Source organism: Micromonospora sp. CNZ299 (genome assembly GCF_002754415.1).
The window spans coordinates 928,033-942,106 of record NZ_PEFG01000001.1 but is presented as its reverse complement, the minus strand read 5'-3'; the positions used below and the strand labels follow the sequence as shown (position 1 = coordinate 942,106).

Sequence of the window (14,074 nt, the reverse complement as noted above, 5' to 3'; positions counted from 1 at the left end):
GGTGGGGCGGCGGGATGATCCCGTCATGAGTGACCTGCCCTGCACCGAGCGGCTGCGGTTTCGGCGGTTGACCATGGCTGACGTGGACGCGCTGGTCGACCTGGACAGCGATCCCGAGGTGATGCGGTTCCTCAGCGGTGGCGTGGCCACGCCGCTGGCCACGGTCCGCGACGAGCAGTTGCCGAGGCTGCTGGCCCAGTACGAGCGGCATCCCGGGTTGGGCCGTTGGGCGGCGCTCGACCGGGGGACCGGCGACTTCCTGGGTTGGTTCGCGCTCGACCCGTCGGCGGACGGCACCGAGGCCGAGCTGGGCTACCGGCTGCGGCGCTCGACGTGGGGGCTCGGGCTGGCCACGGAGGGGTCGCGGGCGTTGGTCCGGTACGCCTTCGACACCGTCGGGGTGCGTCGCGTCTGGGCCGAGACGATGACGGTCAACGAGCGGTCCCGGCGGGTGATGGCGAAGGCGGGGTTGCGCTACCTGCGGACCTTCCACCTTCAGTGGGACCACCCGATCCCGGGCACCGAGCACGGCGAGGTGGAGTACGAGTTGCGGGCCGAGGAGTGGGCAGCCGCTCAGGATCGACCCGCCGCCCGGCGGGCGCGGTAGGCGGTCACCGCGGCGCGGTTGCCGCAACCGGCCTCGCAGAACCGCCGCGACCGGTTGCGGGACAGGTCGACGACCACGCTGTCGCAGTCCGGGTACTCGCAGATTCGCAGCCGGCTCAGCTCGCCAGCGCGAACCAGGTCGGCCATCGCCATCGCCGCCTCCACCGCGATCCGGGTGGCCAGAGGCGCGTCCCGGGGTACGGCGTGCAGGTGGTACGGCTCGTCGTCGTGCTCGATGAGCTGGGGCAGTGCCTTGTGTTCCAGCAGCAGGCCGTTGACCAGCGCGACGATCTCGGGTGGCTCCGCGTACCAGATGCGGCGTAGCTGGGGCCGCAACTCCCGGACGGCGCGTAACTCGGCGTCGGTGTGCTCGTGTCGCCCGCTGTAGGAGTAGCGGACGAAGAACGCGTCCAACGCGGCGACGTCGGGCAGCTGCTCGCCGTCCCGACCCGTCGTGTTGACCAGCGCGGCGGCGGCGATCAGGGAACATTCAGTGTCATGAGCAAATAGCATCTTGACTCCTGTCATGGCTTCCGCCTAACGTCACGGGCACAAGGATAGTTTGCTCATGACACGGTGCCGTCCCGAGGAGCGCGACATGCACTCACGACCTGCTGCCGGCGCCGCGTTGGCGTTGCTCTCCGCAGTCACCTTCGCCACCTCCGGCACCTTCGCGCGCTCACTCATCGACGCCGGCTGGTCGGCCGGGTCCGCAGTGATCGCCCGGGTCGGCATCGCCGCCCTGGTGCTGGCGATCCCCGCCCTGCTGTCGCTGCGGGGCAGGTGGGCCGTGCTGCGGAGCAACGCCACGGCCATCGGGCTGTTCGGCCTCCTCGGGGTGGCGTTGGCCCAGGTCTGCTTCTTCAATGCGGTGCGCTACCTGCCGGTCGGTGTCGCGTTGCTGCTGGAATACCTCGGCATCATCCTCGTCGTCGGCTGGATGTGGGTGCGGCACGGGCAGCGACCCCGCCGGCTCACCGTGGCCGGATCGGTAGCCGCCCTGGCCGGGCTGGCGTTCGTGCTCGACCTCGCCGGCACCGCCGACTTCCACCCGGTCGGTGTGCTCTGGGGACTGGGTGCGGCAATCGGCCTGGCCGGGTACTTCGTGCTCGCCGGGCGGGTCGACCCACGGCTGCCCTCGGTCGCCCTGGCCAGCGGCGGGATGGCCGTCGGCGCCGCCGTCCTGCTCCTCGTCGGGCTGACCGGTCTGCTGCCGCTGCACGCCACCTTCGGCGAGGTCACCTTCGCCGGGCAGCCCACCAGTTGGCTACTGCCCATCGCCGGGCTCTCGCTGGTGGCCGCCGTCGTCGCATACCTCGCCGGTATCGCCGGCACCCGGATCCTCGGCCCCCGCCTGTCGTCGTTCGTCGGGCTGACCGAGGTGCTCTTCGCGGTGCTGATCGCCTGGCTGTTCCTGAACGAGCTGCCCACCGGCTGGCAGCTCTTCGGCGGCGCGATGATCATTGCCGGGGTCGCACTGGTACGCCTCGACGAACTGCGCGGGACACCGGCGGCGTCCGCGCCGGTGTCGACCGAGCCGGAGCTGGTGCTCGCCGGTCGGTGAGTGTGCTCGGTGGTCGGTGCTGGCGCTCGGTGGTCGGTGCTGGTGCTCGGCGGCCGCGGTCGGTGGTCGGTGGTCGGTGGCCGGTGGCCGGTGGCCGGTGGGACAGTGGGTGGCGTGCTGACCACTGTGGTGTTCGATGCCGACGAAACCCTGCTGGACCTGCGGCCGGCGGTGACGGGCGGGCTGGTGGCCGTCCTCGACGAGATGCGGCGGCTCATCCCGGCGGCGGCCGAGGTGACGCTCGCTGAACTGGAGTCGGACTGGGGCGCGGTCTTCGGCGAGATGAAGGCCGCGCCGGTGGCGGAGATCCGCCGGGCCGCGCTGGCCCGGTCGCTGGCCCGCGCCGGACTGGACGACCACCTGGACGAGGTCGCGATCCTCTTCTTCGCCCGCCGGTTCGCCCTCACCCGACCGTTCCCGGACGTGCCACCGGCGCTGGCCACGCTGCGCGACCGGTACACCCTGGGCTTCGCCACCAACGGCAACAGCCGCACCGAACGGTGCGGGCTCGCCGGTGAGTTCGCCTTCGAGGTGTACGCGCACGTGAACGGCCTGCCCAAGAAGCCTGCGCCGGAGTTCTTCGCAGCGGTGGTGGCTGCGGCCGGGGTGCCGGCCGAGCAGATCGTGTACGTCGGAGACTCGTGGGAACACGACGTGGTGGCACCCCAGCGGGCCGGCCTGCGGTCGGTGTGGTTGAACCGGCAGGGGCTGCCCCGCCCCGTCGGGTGCACGCCCGACGCCGAAGTGTCCAGCATGGCCGAACTGCCGATCGCGCTTGCTCATCTGCATGCCGGTGCCGCTGTGGGTGGCTTTGGTGTGGGCGCTGGTCCGGGCGGTGTTGGGGTGGGCAGCGCTGGTGTGGGCGGCATTGGTGTGGGCGGCGTTGACGTCGAACTGGGTGGATGAAGGAGAGATTCACCGCCATAACGGGCGTTCACCTGGCGCAAACCCGAAGGTTGTTGTGTGATGGCTGCCACGTCCCTCAACGAGAGGATCTGATGTGGTGAGCAAGCGCTTCACCGTCGGCACGGTCGCAACCGCGGCAGTGCTGGCACTTACGGCTTCGGGGCTGGGTGTACCGGCCAGCGCCGCGCCAAGCGACTCCCGCACCTTCACCGTCGTCGCCGAGGACGGCGTCGCCGCCGACACGGCGGTCGCCGCGATCCGGGCAGCCGGCGGCACGGTGGTGTCGCGGTCCGACGAGGTCGGCATGTTCCAGGTCACCAGTGACCGGGCCGACTTCGCGGCCAGGGCGAACGCCGCCCCGACGCTGCTCGGCGCCGCCGAGCAGAAGGCCATCGGCCGCAAGCCGAAGCTGGACCGCGTCGAGCAGGAGCACCTGACGGCCGCTGCCGCCAACGGTGCCGCTCGTGCCGCAGCGAAAAAGGGCACCAAGCTCGACCCGCTCGACGACAAGCTCTGGGGCCTGGAGATGATCCGGGCCGACAAGGCCCGCAAGATCGAGCCCGGCGACCGTCGCGTGACCGTCGGCGTGCTGGACACGGGCGTCGATGCCAGCAACCCGGACATCGCGCCGAACTTCAACTGGTCGCTGTCGCGCAACTTCGCGCCCGACCTGACCGACGTGGACGGCCCCTGTGAGGTGCCGAGCTGCCTCGACCCGGTCGGCACCGACGACGGCGGGCACGGCACCCACGTGGCCGGCACCATCGGCGCAGCGGCCAACGGCTTCGGCCTCTCCGGCGTTGCCCCGAACGTCTCGCTGGTCGAACTCAAGGGTGGCCAGGACTCCGGCTACTTCTTCCTCGACCCGGTCGTCAACGCCCTGGTCTACGCCGGCCGGTCCGGGATCGACGTGGTCAACATGTCGTTCTACGTCGACCCGTGGCTCTACAACTGCACCGCCAACCCTGCCGACTCGCCCGAGGACCAGGCCGAACAGCGGGCCATCATCAAGGCGATGAAGCGGGCGTTGATCTTCGCTCACAACAAGGGCGTCACCCTCGTCGGTGCGCTCGGCAACAACAACGAGGACCTGGGCGCACCCCGGACCGACGTCACGAGCCCGGACTACGGTGCCGACCCGTACCCCCGGCCGATCGACAACAACAGCTGCTGGGACATGCCCGCCGAAGGCCCACACGTGATCGGTGTGTCGTCGGTCGGCCCGTCCGGCAAGAAGTCGGACTTCTCCAACTACGGCACCGAGCAGACCTCGGTCGCCGCCCCGGGCGGTTGGTTCCGGGACGGCTTCGGGACCGACACGTTCCGTACCGACGCCAACATGATCCTCTCCTCGTACCCGAAGCACGTGCTTCAGGAGGAGGGCTCGGTCGACGCCGACGGCAACATCGTCGCCGGGTTCGAGGAGTCGGTCTTCAAGCAGTGCAAGGCCAACGGTGAGTGTGGCTACTTCACCTATCTGCAGGGCACCTCGATGGCGTCCCCGCACGCCGCCGGCGTCGCCGCGCTGATCGTCAGCCGGTACGGCAAGCCGGAGCGCCGGGGCGGCTTCGGGATGTCGCCGGACCTGGTCGAGCAGCACCTGTACCGGACGGCAGCCGAGCACGCCTGCCCGGAGCCGCGCCTCCAGCAGTACCGCAACGAGGGCCGGGACGAGACCTACGACGCCTACTGCGCCGGTGGAGTCAACTTCAACGGCTTCTACGGCTACGGGATCGTCGACGCCTACGCGGCGGTGAAGACCCCGCTCCAGCCGAACGCCCGCCCGTAAAGCACCACCTCGGGGCCCGGTCGACAAGCGTCGACCGGGCCCTGTCGGTGTGCGCGGTGTTGTCGGTGTGCGCGGCTCCGCCCCTCGCCTTGATCGACTCGGGTTTCTTGAAGGCGGGGTGTCGGGGGTCGATGGATGCCACGGTTTCCAGGAACCCGAGTCGATCGTGGGCAGGCCGGGGATCACCGTCGCCATCCGCGGCTGACCAGGGCGTCGCGCACCTCTTTGAGCACCGCCGGAAACTCGGCTTGCAGCCGTCGGCTCGTCACATGCAGGACCAGCCAACCCGCGCCGACCAGCAGGTTCAGCCGACGACGGTCCCGGTGTAGCTGATCTGCGTCGGAGTGCCACTTGCCGTCGTACTCGACTGCGACCCGATATTCCGGCCACGCCAGGTCGGGGTGCAGGACAAGGCCGCTGGCCAGGCGTACCGGATGTTGAACGACCGGCCGTGGCAGCCCACCGAGCACCAGCCGTACGCGCAGGTGTGACTCCGGCGGTGACTGGGCTCCGCCGTCAGCCAGGTCGAAGACCCATCGTGCCCGACGCCCACCAGGCCGCTCGGCGTTGCGAGCAGCCAGTGCGGCCAACGTGTCGCGATCGGTCAGCCCCTGCCCGAGCAGCGAGTCGACGACGGCGACTGCCGGGATCGGGTCGAGCCACACCGCCGTTTCCCAGGCGGCCCGCCCCGGGTCGGAGCGGGGGATCGGGCCGCTCGGGTCCCAGTTGGGCTGGGACGTGGCACCGGCTCCGTCGGCCAATCTGGCGACCACGACGCTGTCCGGTCTGATGATCGCCATGCTGCCCGTCCTGGCCGTCACCGCTTCCGGTCGGGCAAGCTGCCGAGCTGGGCGTGATGGTGCTCCGATGGTCGGCGGGCGCCCTGCTCCCGTGGGGAGCCCGGTTCGCGATGGGCGCGCTACGTCACGTGATCGTCCTGTCTCCGGCGACCGTTCTGCGTCCGGCGGACCCCATGTTCCTGATGGGCGGCGCGAGGCCGGTGGCGGCGCGGCGAGGGCCGGCATCTCGTCGTCGAGGAGCGGGGTGATGGCGTTGACGTGCACGCGGAGGCCGCGCTGTGGGCCGATCCGCATCGGCCGGGGCACGAGGACGTGCACGTCGTCGGTGAAGGCGGCGGCGTGTTCGACACCGTGCAGGTAGGCGGCTGACGGGCCTCCGATCACCACCCCGGGCGGGAGTCGGAGGAGTGCGGCGCGACAGGCCAGGGTGTGGTCCCGGTCGAGCCGTGCGTCGGCATAGATGTCCTGGCGCAGCCGCAGCCAGGCAGCACTGCGCAGCTGATGTTCGGTGAGCAGGCCATCCCGGACAGCATCGGAGCCGCGGAAGACCCGCCACGTCAGGGCGTCGGGGCGGTGCGGACGTGGTGGCATGCCGAGCAGCCTGCCGACCACCCATGGACCGCCGAAACCCCTGTGGACAAGCTGCCCCGGACGGCCGTCCGACCCTGTGGACAACCGAAAATCCGTGCGGCGATCGTGGTATGACGCGATCGTCGGCTGGCCGGCGTGGGTGCACCCCGCGGATGACGCCCTCGTCCGGCAGTCCCCAGGGCGCTGCCATCCGGCCCATCCGGCCCAGTCGGCCCCAGGCGGGGCTCAGACGAGCCAACTGCCCGCGGAACCTGTGACGAAGTTGGTGATCGTGCTGCTGTGATCCACTCGCGTTCTTGAAAGTCGGGGTGTCGTCGGCACCGGGATACCGCGAGTTTCAGGAACCCGAGTTGATCAAGCTGGGCGCGAGCCCGCCCCGCACGGGTCGGAACAGGCGGGTGACTCGTTTGTCAGCGGAGGGCGTTGGTGATGGCCGTGGCTGCGGCCAGCACCTGGGGACCGATCGTGTCGACGTCCAGCGGAGCGAGCGCGACCACGCCGACGCTGGCCTCCAGACCGGGTACGCCGAGCACCGGCGCAGCCACCCCGTACGCCCCGGCCTGCAGTTCCCCGCTGCTGCTCACCGGCGCCGCATCCCCGGCTCGACCGGCCAGGATGGCCCGGCCAGCCGCCCCTCGGTCCAGCGGATGCCGTGCCCCGGCGCGGTACGCGACGTGGAACGACGTCCAGCTCGGCTCGACCACGGCCAGGGCCACGCCCTCGCCACCCTCGACGACGGTCAGATGCGCGGTCGCTCCGGCCTCCTCGGCGAGGCGGCGCAGCGCGGGTAGCGCACCCTCGGCGAGCAATGGCTGGGCGCGTCGGGCCAGGTGCAGCAACCCGGCCCCGAGGCGCAGTCTGCCGTCGCCGTCGCGGCGCAGCATGCCGTGCCCGATCAGCGGGCTGACCAGCCGGTAGACGGCCGCCCGACCGATGTTGAGCTGGTTGGCGGCCTCGGTGACGGTCAGACCGCCCGAGGCGTCGGCGACCAAGTGCAGCAGCCGCAGACCCCGGTCGAGGGTCTGCGACGTCTCAACGGCCCGTCCCGCAACGGCGTCAGCCCGCCCGACAAACCCATCGCCCTGTCCGGCCGCATGGACATGCCCCGCCGCCCCGGCCTGTCCAGGGACGGCGTCAGCGGGGCCGCTGGGGTTGGCCGGAGTCTCACCCGAGCGTGCGGTCGCATCCACGCCTGGCAGCGTACGACCCGGCACCGCCGGACCCGGACAGGCACGGACAGCTACCCTTGTACGGTGACGCTACGCCTGTATGACACCGCCACCCGATCGGTGCGGGACTTCGTCCCGCGGGAAGCCGGCAAGGTGGGGGTCTACCTGTGTGGTCTCACTCTTCAGGCCCCGCCGCACATCGGTCACCTTCGCTCTGGCGTCAACTATGACGTGCTGCGCCGCTGGCTGCTGGCCGCCGGCTACGAGGTCACCTTCATCCGCAACCTGACCGACATCGACGACAAGCTTCTGGTGAAGGCGGGCGAGCAGGGTCGGCCGTTCTGGTCGATCGCGTACGTCAACGAGTTGCTTCTCGCCGAGTCGTACCGGGCGTTGAACGTGCTGCCCCCCACCTACGAGCCGCGCGCCACCGGGCACATCCCGGAGATGCACGAGCTGATCACGAAGTTGATCGCCGACGGGCACGCGTACCCGGCGACTGACGGTTCCGGCGACGTCTACTTCGATGTGGCGTCCTGGCCTGCGTACGGGTCGCTGTCGGGTCAGTCCCCGGACGCGATGCAGTCGGCCGGGGACGCCCCGGACCGGGGCAAGCGGGACCCGCGCGACTTCGCGCTCTGGAAGGGTGCCAAACCGGACGAGCCGGCCGACGCCTACTGGCCGTCGCCGTGGGGGCTCGGTCGTCCGGGCTGGCACATCGAGTGCTCGGCGATGTGCTGGCGGTATCTGGGCCCGGAGTTCGACATCCACGGCGGTGGGCTGGACCTGACGTTCCCGCACCACGAGAACGAGATCGCCCAGTCCAAGGCCGCCGGGCTGCCGTTCGCGCGCTACTGGGTGCACCACGGGTTGCTCAGCATCGGTGGGGCCAAGATGGGTAAGTCCGCCGGCAACGCGCTCGACCTGGCGTACGTGGACTCGCTCGGGGTGCGGCCGGTCGAACTGCGTTACTACTACGCTGCCGCGCACTACCGCTCGGTGATCGACTACTCGGAGGATTCGCTGCGCGACGCGGCCACCGCGTACCGCCGGATCGAGGGGTTCGTGCAGCGGGCGGCCGAGCGGGTCGGTGCCGGGCAGCCCGGTGAGCTGCCGGCCGGCTTCGTCGCGGCGATGAACGACGACCTCAACACCTCCGCCGCGCTGGCCGTGCTGCAACAGCACCTCCGGGACGGCAACACCGCGCTGAGCGCCGGTGACGATGTGACCGTCCGCACCACCCTGGCCGTGGTACGGGCAATGCTGGATATCCTCGGGATCGACCCCCTCAACCCGGCGTGGACCGGTGGCAGCCGATCGAATGATCTGCGTGCCGTGGTGGACTCCCTGATCGCGCTGGCCCTGGAGCAGCGCGCGCAGGCCCGGGGCCGCAAGGACTGGGCTGCCGCCGACGCGGTGCGTGACCAGCTCAAGCTGGCCGGCGTGGTGGTCGAGGACACCCCCCAGGGCCCCCGTTGGACTATTGGAGAGCAGGACTGATGGCCGGCAACTCGCAGCGCCGTGGCCGGCGACTGACGTCAAAGGCAAGCGCCCCCAAGGGCACCGGCGGCAAGAACAAGGACTCCCTGGCCGGGCGGGGTCGCACCCTGCCCGCGGACGAGCGTCCCTGGCACAAGGGCTACTCGGGCACCGAGAAGCTGCCCCAGCGCACCGCCTGGAAGCAGGACAAGGAGCGCCGTGCGGCGGCCGAGGAGGGGCGCGCCCCGAAGATCGGTCAGCCGGGCAGCAAGGACACCACCTGGGGCAGGGGCGGCGGTCGGGGCGTACCGGTCGGTCGGGGCGCCAGCGGCGGCGGTCGGGGCGGCAAGCCCACCGGCCGGTCCGGCCCGCGGGTCGCGCCGGGGCGCAAGTCCAACCCGTCCAAGGACTCCCCGGAGCTGCTGGTCGGGCGCAACCCGGTGCTGGAGGCGCTGCGCGCCAACGTGCCGGCGACGGCGCTCTACACCGCCCAGGGCATCGACATGGACGACCGGATCAACGAGATCATCCGGACCGCCGCCGACCGGGGCATCGCCAACCTGGAGATCAGCCGGGCCGAGCTGGACCGGATGACCGGCGGGGTGCTGCACCAGGGCGTCGGGTTGCAGGTGCCGCCCTTCGCGTACCAGCCCTTCGAGGACCTGGTCGCCGCCGCCCTGGAGCAGCAGGCCCCCCTGCTGGTCGCGCTGGACGGTGTCACCGACCCGCGCAACCTGGGTGCCGTGATCCGTTCGGCTGCGGCGTTCGGCGCGCAGGGTGTCTTCGTACCCGAGCGACGTGCCGCCGGAATCACCGCGACCGCCTGGCGGACCAGCGCCGGCGCGGCCGCGCGGGTGCCCGTGGCGCAGGTGACCAACCTGACCCGGTCGCTGAAGGCGTGCCGGGACGCCGGCTTCATGGTGGTCGGGCTGGACGCCGACGGTGACACCGACCTGTACGACCTGGAGGCCGCTGTCGGTCCGCTGGTGGTGGTCGTCGGTTCCGAGGGGCGCGGGCTGTCCCGCCTGGTCGGGGAGACCTGCGACCTGACCGTCAGCATTCCGATGATCTCCGAGGTGGAGTCGCTCAACGCCAGCGTGGCCGCCGCGGTCACCCTGGCCGAGGTCGCCCGCCGACGCTCCGCCGAGCTGTAACCACGTCGACGAAGCCCCCTCCGCCCAGCGCGGGAGGGGGCTTCGTCGTCAGATCTGACGGGTCCAGGCGACGAAGAGCAGCGCCCCGGCGAGCGCCATCAGCAGCACGGCCGGGATCAGCCAGCGAGGACCCCGCTCCCCGTCCAGGCGTCGGGTGAGCCGCTGGTGCACGGCGGCGATGCCGATCAGAGCGGCCAGCCCGGCAGCCGTGATCGGCAGGCCGACGAGGAAGTGCGCCACCCACGCGCCGGCCCGGGTCGGACCACCCCAGGAATCGTCGTACGGCCCCGGGTCCACCAGGCCGTACAGCGCGCCGCGCAGCACCATCAGCAGTTGGACGCCGAGCGGCAGCAGAGCCACGGCACCGAGGAGCAGGCTGAGCAGCGCGTGGCCGAGCACCGCGACCGTGCCGGGCCGCCGGCCGGGCACGGCCGTCGGTGGCATCCCGAGCAGCCCGGTACGCAGGGCACGCCAGCGTGCGACGGCGGCGCCGGCCCCGCCCAGCGGGGCGGTCACCAGCGCGAGTACGGCGACCGGGACCAGCGTCGCGCAGTAGGCGAGGCTGCGGCCCGCCAGGCGAACCATCTGGTACGAGCGGGCACGCGCGGTCGGGCGAGCAGTGGACTGGGCGGGAACGGTGGGCACGGCGTCTCCTCGGGCTCGGGTCGCCGTGACGGTACGAGCAAGAGCCGCCGTGCCGAGTCACCCCACAGAGCCACCTCCGGGCTGGCTCCGCAGGGTGAAGAGCCCTTGCCGGTACGACGAAAGGGGCGGCCCGCCGAAGCGGACCGCCCCCGTCGGTGAGGCGTTACGTCAGATCCGGCCACCCGTGGCGGCGTGGAAGACGTGGCTGCGACCGGCGACCGGCTTGACGAACACGGTGTCACCCATGTTCGGCATGGTGCGCCGGTCGGTGCGGACGACGAAGCGCTCCGAGTTGCCACCCAGCGCGGCGTGGCCGTAGACGTTGGCGTCCGAGCCGAGGTCCTCGACCAGCTCGACCACGACCGGCATGCCGCCCTCGGTCGGGCTGACCAGCTCGCAGTCCTCCGGGCGGAAGCCCACGGTGACCTTGCCGTCGCCACCCTCGGCGCGGGCCGCCGCGACCTGCTCCCGGGTCAGCGGGATCTGCAGCTCAGCGAACTCGGCGCCCTGCTCGTTCAGCGGAACGGTCTTGATGTTCATGGCGGGAGAGCCCATGAAGCCGGCGACGAACACGTTGGCCGGGGTGTCGTAGAGCGCCCGCGGGGTGTCCACCTGCTGGAGGACACCGTCGAGCAGCACCGCGACCCGGTGACCCATGGTCATGGCCTCGACCTGGTCGTGCGTGACGTAGACCGTGGTGACGCCCAGCTTGGCCTGCAGGGACGCGATCTGGGTACGGGTCTGCACACGCAGCTTGGCGTCGAGGTTCGACAGCGGCTCGTCCATGAGGAAGACCTGCGGCTCGCGGACGATCGCCCGGCCCATCGCGACACGCTGACGCTGACCACCGGAGAGCGCCTTCGGCTTACGGCCGAGGTATTCCTCCAGCTGGAGCAGCGCCGCCGCCTCCTTGACCCGCCGGTCGATCTCGGACTTGGAGGTCTTGCGCAGCTTGAGGGCGAACGCCATGTTCTCGTACACCGTCATGTGCGGGTAGAGCGCGTAGTTCTGGAAGACCATCGCGATGTCGCGGGCCTTCGGAGGAAGGTGGGTGACGTCACGCTGGTCGATGTAGATCGAGCCGGCGTCCACGTCCTCCAGGCCGGCGAGCATCCGCAGGCTGGTGGACTTGCCACAACCGGAGGGGCCGACCAGGACGAGGAACTCCCCGTCGCCGATCTCGAGGTCCAGCTCGTTGACGGCGGGACGCTCTTGGCCCGGGTAGACCCGGGACGCCTTGGAATAGGTGACCGTAGCCATGGTGAAGCGCTTCCTTTCACCGGCAGGAACGTGCCGGACGATCCGAGTGAAGGAGCAACCGGCGCGTATCCGTGCCGGTCAGCGGACGGCGGCTCGGTCACGCGGGGGCGCCGGGCTGTCGTCCGTGTGTGAACCGTAAACGTGTTTCCCCTTGCTGCCAAGGTCGGGGAGCGTCGAACGTGACATACGGATTACACATTCCGGTCACTCCGGCACGGTCGGACATCAATCGACACACGGCCAGGCGGCGGAAAGGCGTACAGGCGTCGGGTTGTTGACGTTTTCCGTGCTCGGGAGGCATCGCGAGCGGGATATCCGGACGCCACTCGCTATGCTGACCTCGACGCACGCGCCCCTGTAGCTCAGCTGGCCAGAGCACTCGCCTTGTAAGCGAGATGTCGCCGGTTCGATCCCGGCCGGGGGCTCCAATTCCATCAGGCTTTTCCCGCTGGGCACTGCCACGAGTCAACCGGTTGACAGCAACGCTGACAGCAACGGCACTCACGAGAGCTTCCCGTCGAGCTTGCCGAGAGCCTGACGCATCGCGTCGAGGTTGGCGTGAGCGCGTAGGCCTTGAGCGTGATCTTCACGTCGGCGTGCCGAGCGATGGCCTGAACGACGTGCGGCGGTACGCCCAGCTCCATCAGTAGCGAGACCACGGTGCGCCTCAGGACGTGCGGATCTAGCCGATGACAGGTTACGGATCGCTGTCACTTGACCCGTGACACGTCCGGCTAGACGATCTCGGTTGTCCCTTGTCTCACACTTCTGGTGCTCAGTCCCAGAAGTTGAACAGCAGTTCGCCGACGGTGGTCGGTTTCCAGTAGTTGACCTGGTCGTGTTCGTGCGGACTGAGCGCGCTCAGGTCGACCTGTGACAGGGAAGTCTGTAGCTGCTCGGCGGTGAGGGCCTCGGCGTCGGTCAGGTTGGTGAGGGCGGCGGCGAGGTCGGGGTGGTCGACGAACGTCACCATGACGTCGCCATCGGCCTGGGGGCGGGCGAAGGCGATGAACGGCAAGGTGGTGTGTCGCAGCACCGCGATGTGGTGCTGGGCACGGGCGATATCAACCCTGTGGAAGTTGGGCGCGACGCCAGCGGGCATGACGCCGGTGACGGTGGCGTCGATGCTGCGAGCGGCGTGGTGGCAGACGGCGGTGAAGGTTCTGAGGTCCGCTGGGACGCCGGGTGGCGGGTTGAAGCCGGTGGCGCCGGCCAACAGCTTCATGCTCGGGCTCCGTGGTCGTCGCGGTCGGTGCAGGCTATCGGCGCTCACAGAGCCTAGATCGCAGCGGTCACCTGAGGTCGTCGGATGAACTGTCGGTCGCGGGCGGTGACCGAAGCCGTTGGGCTGGCCGCTCGTAGGACGACATCGAGAACCAGGTCTGGGTCCGCCAAGTAGGCGCCGCTGGCCCATGCGGCATTTGCCTCGATCACAGCCCAGTAGCCGTCGACCAGTCCTGCGTCCACGACGATGGCGGAGGGCAGCGTGTGCCCGTGTCCGGCGATGAGATCGGTGCCGAAGGCTAGTGCGTCAGTCGACGGAGGGCCGAGGTGCAACCGGCCGTGCGCGGCGTACTGGCTGCCTGTGTGGACAGCCCCGTTGAGCAGGTGTAGCCGGTACTCGGCGGTGAAGTCGACGATGTCGCTGACGAGCACTGGAGTCCGTCGGTCGACAGCATCCGGGCCGGGCAGGCGGGAGCCATCGGTGTAGATCATCGCCGGGATGTTCTTGTCGTTGGGCGACTTGATGAACGCCGGTCGCCGGAGTTCGTAGGCCTCGCCGATGGCGACCAAGGTGATCTCGCGGCGGGTAAGTTCACGAGGAAGGCCAGTCAGCCAGCCAGCTGCAGCCTCCAGGGGCGCGATCCCGAGCAGCGGTGCGACGGCGTCGGCGAAGCTTGGTCCCGCATGAAGGTGATCAGCACGCAACCCGGCAGGTACTTCGAAAGTGCGAAGCTGGACGGTGTGTAGTCCGCGTCGATGAGCGGCTTCGCGCAAGCTCTGAGCCGAGGCGGTCAGCCGCGGCGGCAGGACAAGTGTCACGGCCGATGATCCTGCCCGAATGCACCGTGACCGTTACAGCGGTTATCAGGCGTTCCGGTGCGGCCGGC

14 protein-coding genes and 1 tRNA gene are annotated in these 14,074 nt (G+C 70.3%); 7 read left to right on the top strand and 8 right to left on the bottom strand.

The genetic code is table 11. The features are described from left to right. Window positions 1–25: 25 nt before the first annotated feature. The gene (locus CLT68_RS04510) at window positions 26–607 is read left to right on the top strand and encodes a GNAT family N-acetyltransferase (RefSeq protein ID WP_099849052.1); all 582 of its coding nucleotides are present in this window, start codon (window positions 26–28) and stop codon (window positions 605–607) included. Here CLT68_RS04510 and CLT68_RS04505 read toward each other — a convergent pair. Then, complete coding sequence (locus tag CLT68_RS04505) at window positions 574–1,119, bottom strand: CGNR zinc finger domain-containing protein (protein ID WP_099856780.1); 546 nt, start codon at window positions 1,117–1,119, stop codon at window positions 574–576. The genes CLT68_RS04510 and CLT68_RS04505 overlap by 34 nt on opposite strands. Window positions 1,120–1,204: 85 nt before the next feature. Between CLT68_RS04505 and CLT68_RS04500 the strand changes: the two genes are divergently transcribed. From CLT68_RS04500 to CLT68_RS04490, 3 genes are all read left to right on the top strand, one after another. Next, the gene (locus tag CLT68_RS04500) at window positions 1,205–2,170 is read left to right on the top strand and encodes a DMT family transporter (RefSeq protein WP_099856778.1); all 966 of its coding nucleotides are present in this window, start codon (window positions 1,205–1,207) and stop codon (window positions 2,168–2,170) included. 114 nt (window positions 2,171–2,284) lie between these two features. Next, complete coding sequence (locus CLT68_RS04495) at window positions 2,285–3,076, top strand: HAD family hydrolase (RefSeq protein WP_099856776.1); 792 nt, start codon at window positions 2,285–2,287, stop codon at window positions 3,074–3,076. Between the two features lie 97 nt (window positions 3,077–3,173). Then, window positions 3,174–4,865 (top strand): S8 family serine peptidase, encoded by a 1,692-nt coding sequence (locus tag CLT68_RS04490; protein WP_199176985.1) that lies wholly within the window; start codon window positions 3,174–3,176, stop codon window positions 4,863–4,865. A gap of 182 nt (window positions 4,866–5,047) precedes the next feature. Here the strand turns inward: CLT68_RS04490 and CLT68_RS33650 are convergent, their stop codons facing one another. Then, the gene (locus CLT68_RS33650; RefSeq protein ID WP_486482072.1) at window positions 5,048–5,665 is read right to left on the bottom strand and encodes an endonuclease domain-containing protein; all 618 of its coding nucleotides are present in this window, start codon (window positions 5,663–5,665) and stop codon (window positions 5,048–5,050) included. 1,001 nt (window positions 5,666–6,666) lie between these two features. Further along, complete coding sequence (locus tag CLT68_RS04480) at window positions 6,667–7,446, bottom strand: helix-turn-helix domain-containing protein (protein WP_099849048.1); 780 nt, start codon at window positions 7,444–7,446, stop codon at window positions 6,667–6,669. Window positions 7,447–7,509: 63 nt separating this feature from the next. Here CLT68_RS04480 and cysS point away from each other — a divergent pair, with 63 nt between their 5' ends. Further along, window positions 7,510–8,925, top strand: a complete 1,416-nt coding sequence (cysS, locus tag CLT68_RS04475) for a cysteine--tRNA ligase (protein ID WP_088950478.1) — start codon at window positions 7,510–7,512, stop codon at window positions 8,923–8,925. After that, window positions 8,925–10,058, top strand: coding sequence for a 23S rRNA (guanosine(2251)-2'-O)-methyltransferase RlmB (gene rlmB, locus CLT68_RS04470; protein ID WP_099849046.1), 1,134 nt, complete (start codon window positions 8,925–8,927; stop codon window positions 10,056–10,058). The genes cysS and rlmB overlap by 1 nt, the downstream gene beginning before the upstream one ends. Window positions 10,059–10,106: 48 nt before the next feature. Here rlmB and CLT68_RS04465 read toward each other — a convergent pair whose 3' ends face one another. Then, window positions 10,107–10,703: an NUDIX hydrolase gene (locus CLT68_RS04465; RefSeq protein ID WP_143743129.1), complete on the bottom strand. Its 597-nt coding sequence runs from the start codon at window positions 10,701–10,703 to the stop codon at window positions 10,107–10,109. A 168-nt stretch (window positions 10,704–10,871) separates the two neighbouring features. Further along, a complete protein-coding gene (locus CLT68_RS04460) occupies window positions 10,872–11,963 on the bottom strand; it encodes an ABC transporter ATP-binding protein (protein ID WP_088950475.1) in 1,092 nt (363 codons plus the stop codon). Between the two features lie 351 nt (window positions 11,964–12,314). Between CLT68_RS04460 and CLT68_RS04455 the strand changes: the two genes are divergently transcribed. Further along, window positions 12,315–12,391 (top strand) — tRNA-Thr (locus CLT68_RS04455). Window positions 12,392–12,397: 6 nt separating this feature from the next. On the opposite strand, the gene CLT68_RS04450 is transcribed toward CLT68_RS04455, so the two are convergent. The 3 genes from CLT68_RS04450 to CLT68_RS04440 form a co-directional block, all read right to left on the bottom strand. Then, complete coding sequence (locus CLT68_RS04450) at window positions 12,398–12,607, bottom strand: hypothetical protein (RefSeq protein ID WP_486482071.1); 210 nt, start codon at window positions 12,605–12,607, stop codon at window positions 12,398–12,400. Window positions 12,608–12,738: 131 nt separating this feature from the next. Next, on the bottom strand, window positions 12,739–13,188 hold the full coding sequence (locus CLT68_RS04445) for a hypothetical protein (protein WP_099849042.1): 450 nt from the start codon (window positions 13,186–13,188) through the stop codon (window positions 12,739–12,741). A gap of 53 nt (window positions 13,189–13,241) precedes the next feature. Next, the gene (locus CLT68_RS04440) at window positions 13,242–14,006 is read right to left on the bottom strand and encodes an ATP-grasp domain-containing protein (RefSeq protein WP_099849040.1); all 765 of its coding nucleotides are present in this window, start codon (window positions 14,004–14,006) and stop codon (window positions 13,242–13,244) included. Window positions 14,007–14,074 lie beyond the last annotated feature (68 nt).

Bases quoted from the DNA above. Each gene is read 5' to 3' on its own strand.
- CLT68_RS04505 (WP_099856780.1), bottom strand. From the start codon at position 1,119: ATGCTATTTGCTCATGACACTGAATGTTCCCTGATCGCCGCCGCCGCG.
- rlmB (WP_099849046.1), top strand. From the start codon at position 8,925: ATGGCCGGCAACTCGCAGCGCCGTGGCCGGCGACTGACGTCAAAGGCA.
- CLT68_RS04500 (WP_099856778.1), top strand. From the start codon at position 1,205: ATGCACTCACGACCTGCTGCCGGCGCCGCGTTGGCGTTGCTCTCCGCA.
- CLT68_RS04450 (WP_486482071.1), bottom strand. From the start codon at position 12,607: ATGGAGCTGGGCGTACCGCCGCACGTCGTTCAGGCCATCGCTCGGCAC.
- CLT68_RS33650 (WP_486482072.1), bottom strand. From the start codon at position 5,665: ATGGCGATCATCAGACCGGACAGCGTCGTGGTCGCCAGATTGGCCGAC.
- CLT68_RS04445 (WP_099849042.1), bottom strand. From the start codon at position 13,188: ATGAAGCTGTTGGCCGGCGCCACCGGCTTCAACCCGCCACCCGGCGTC.
- CLT68_RS04510 (WP_099849052.1), top strand. From the start codon at position 26: ATGAGTGACCTGCCCTGCACCGAGCGGCTGCGGTTTCGGCGGTTGACC.
- CLT68_RS04460 (WP_088950475.1), bottom strand. From the start codon at position 11,963: ATGGCTACGGTCACCTATTCCAAGGCGTCCCGGGTCTACCCGGGCCAA.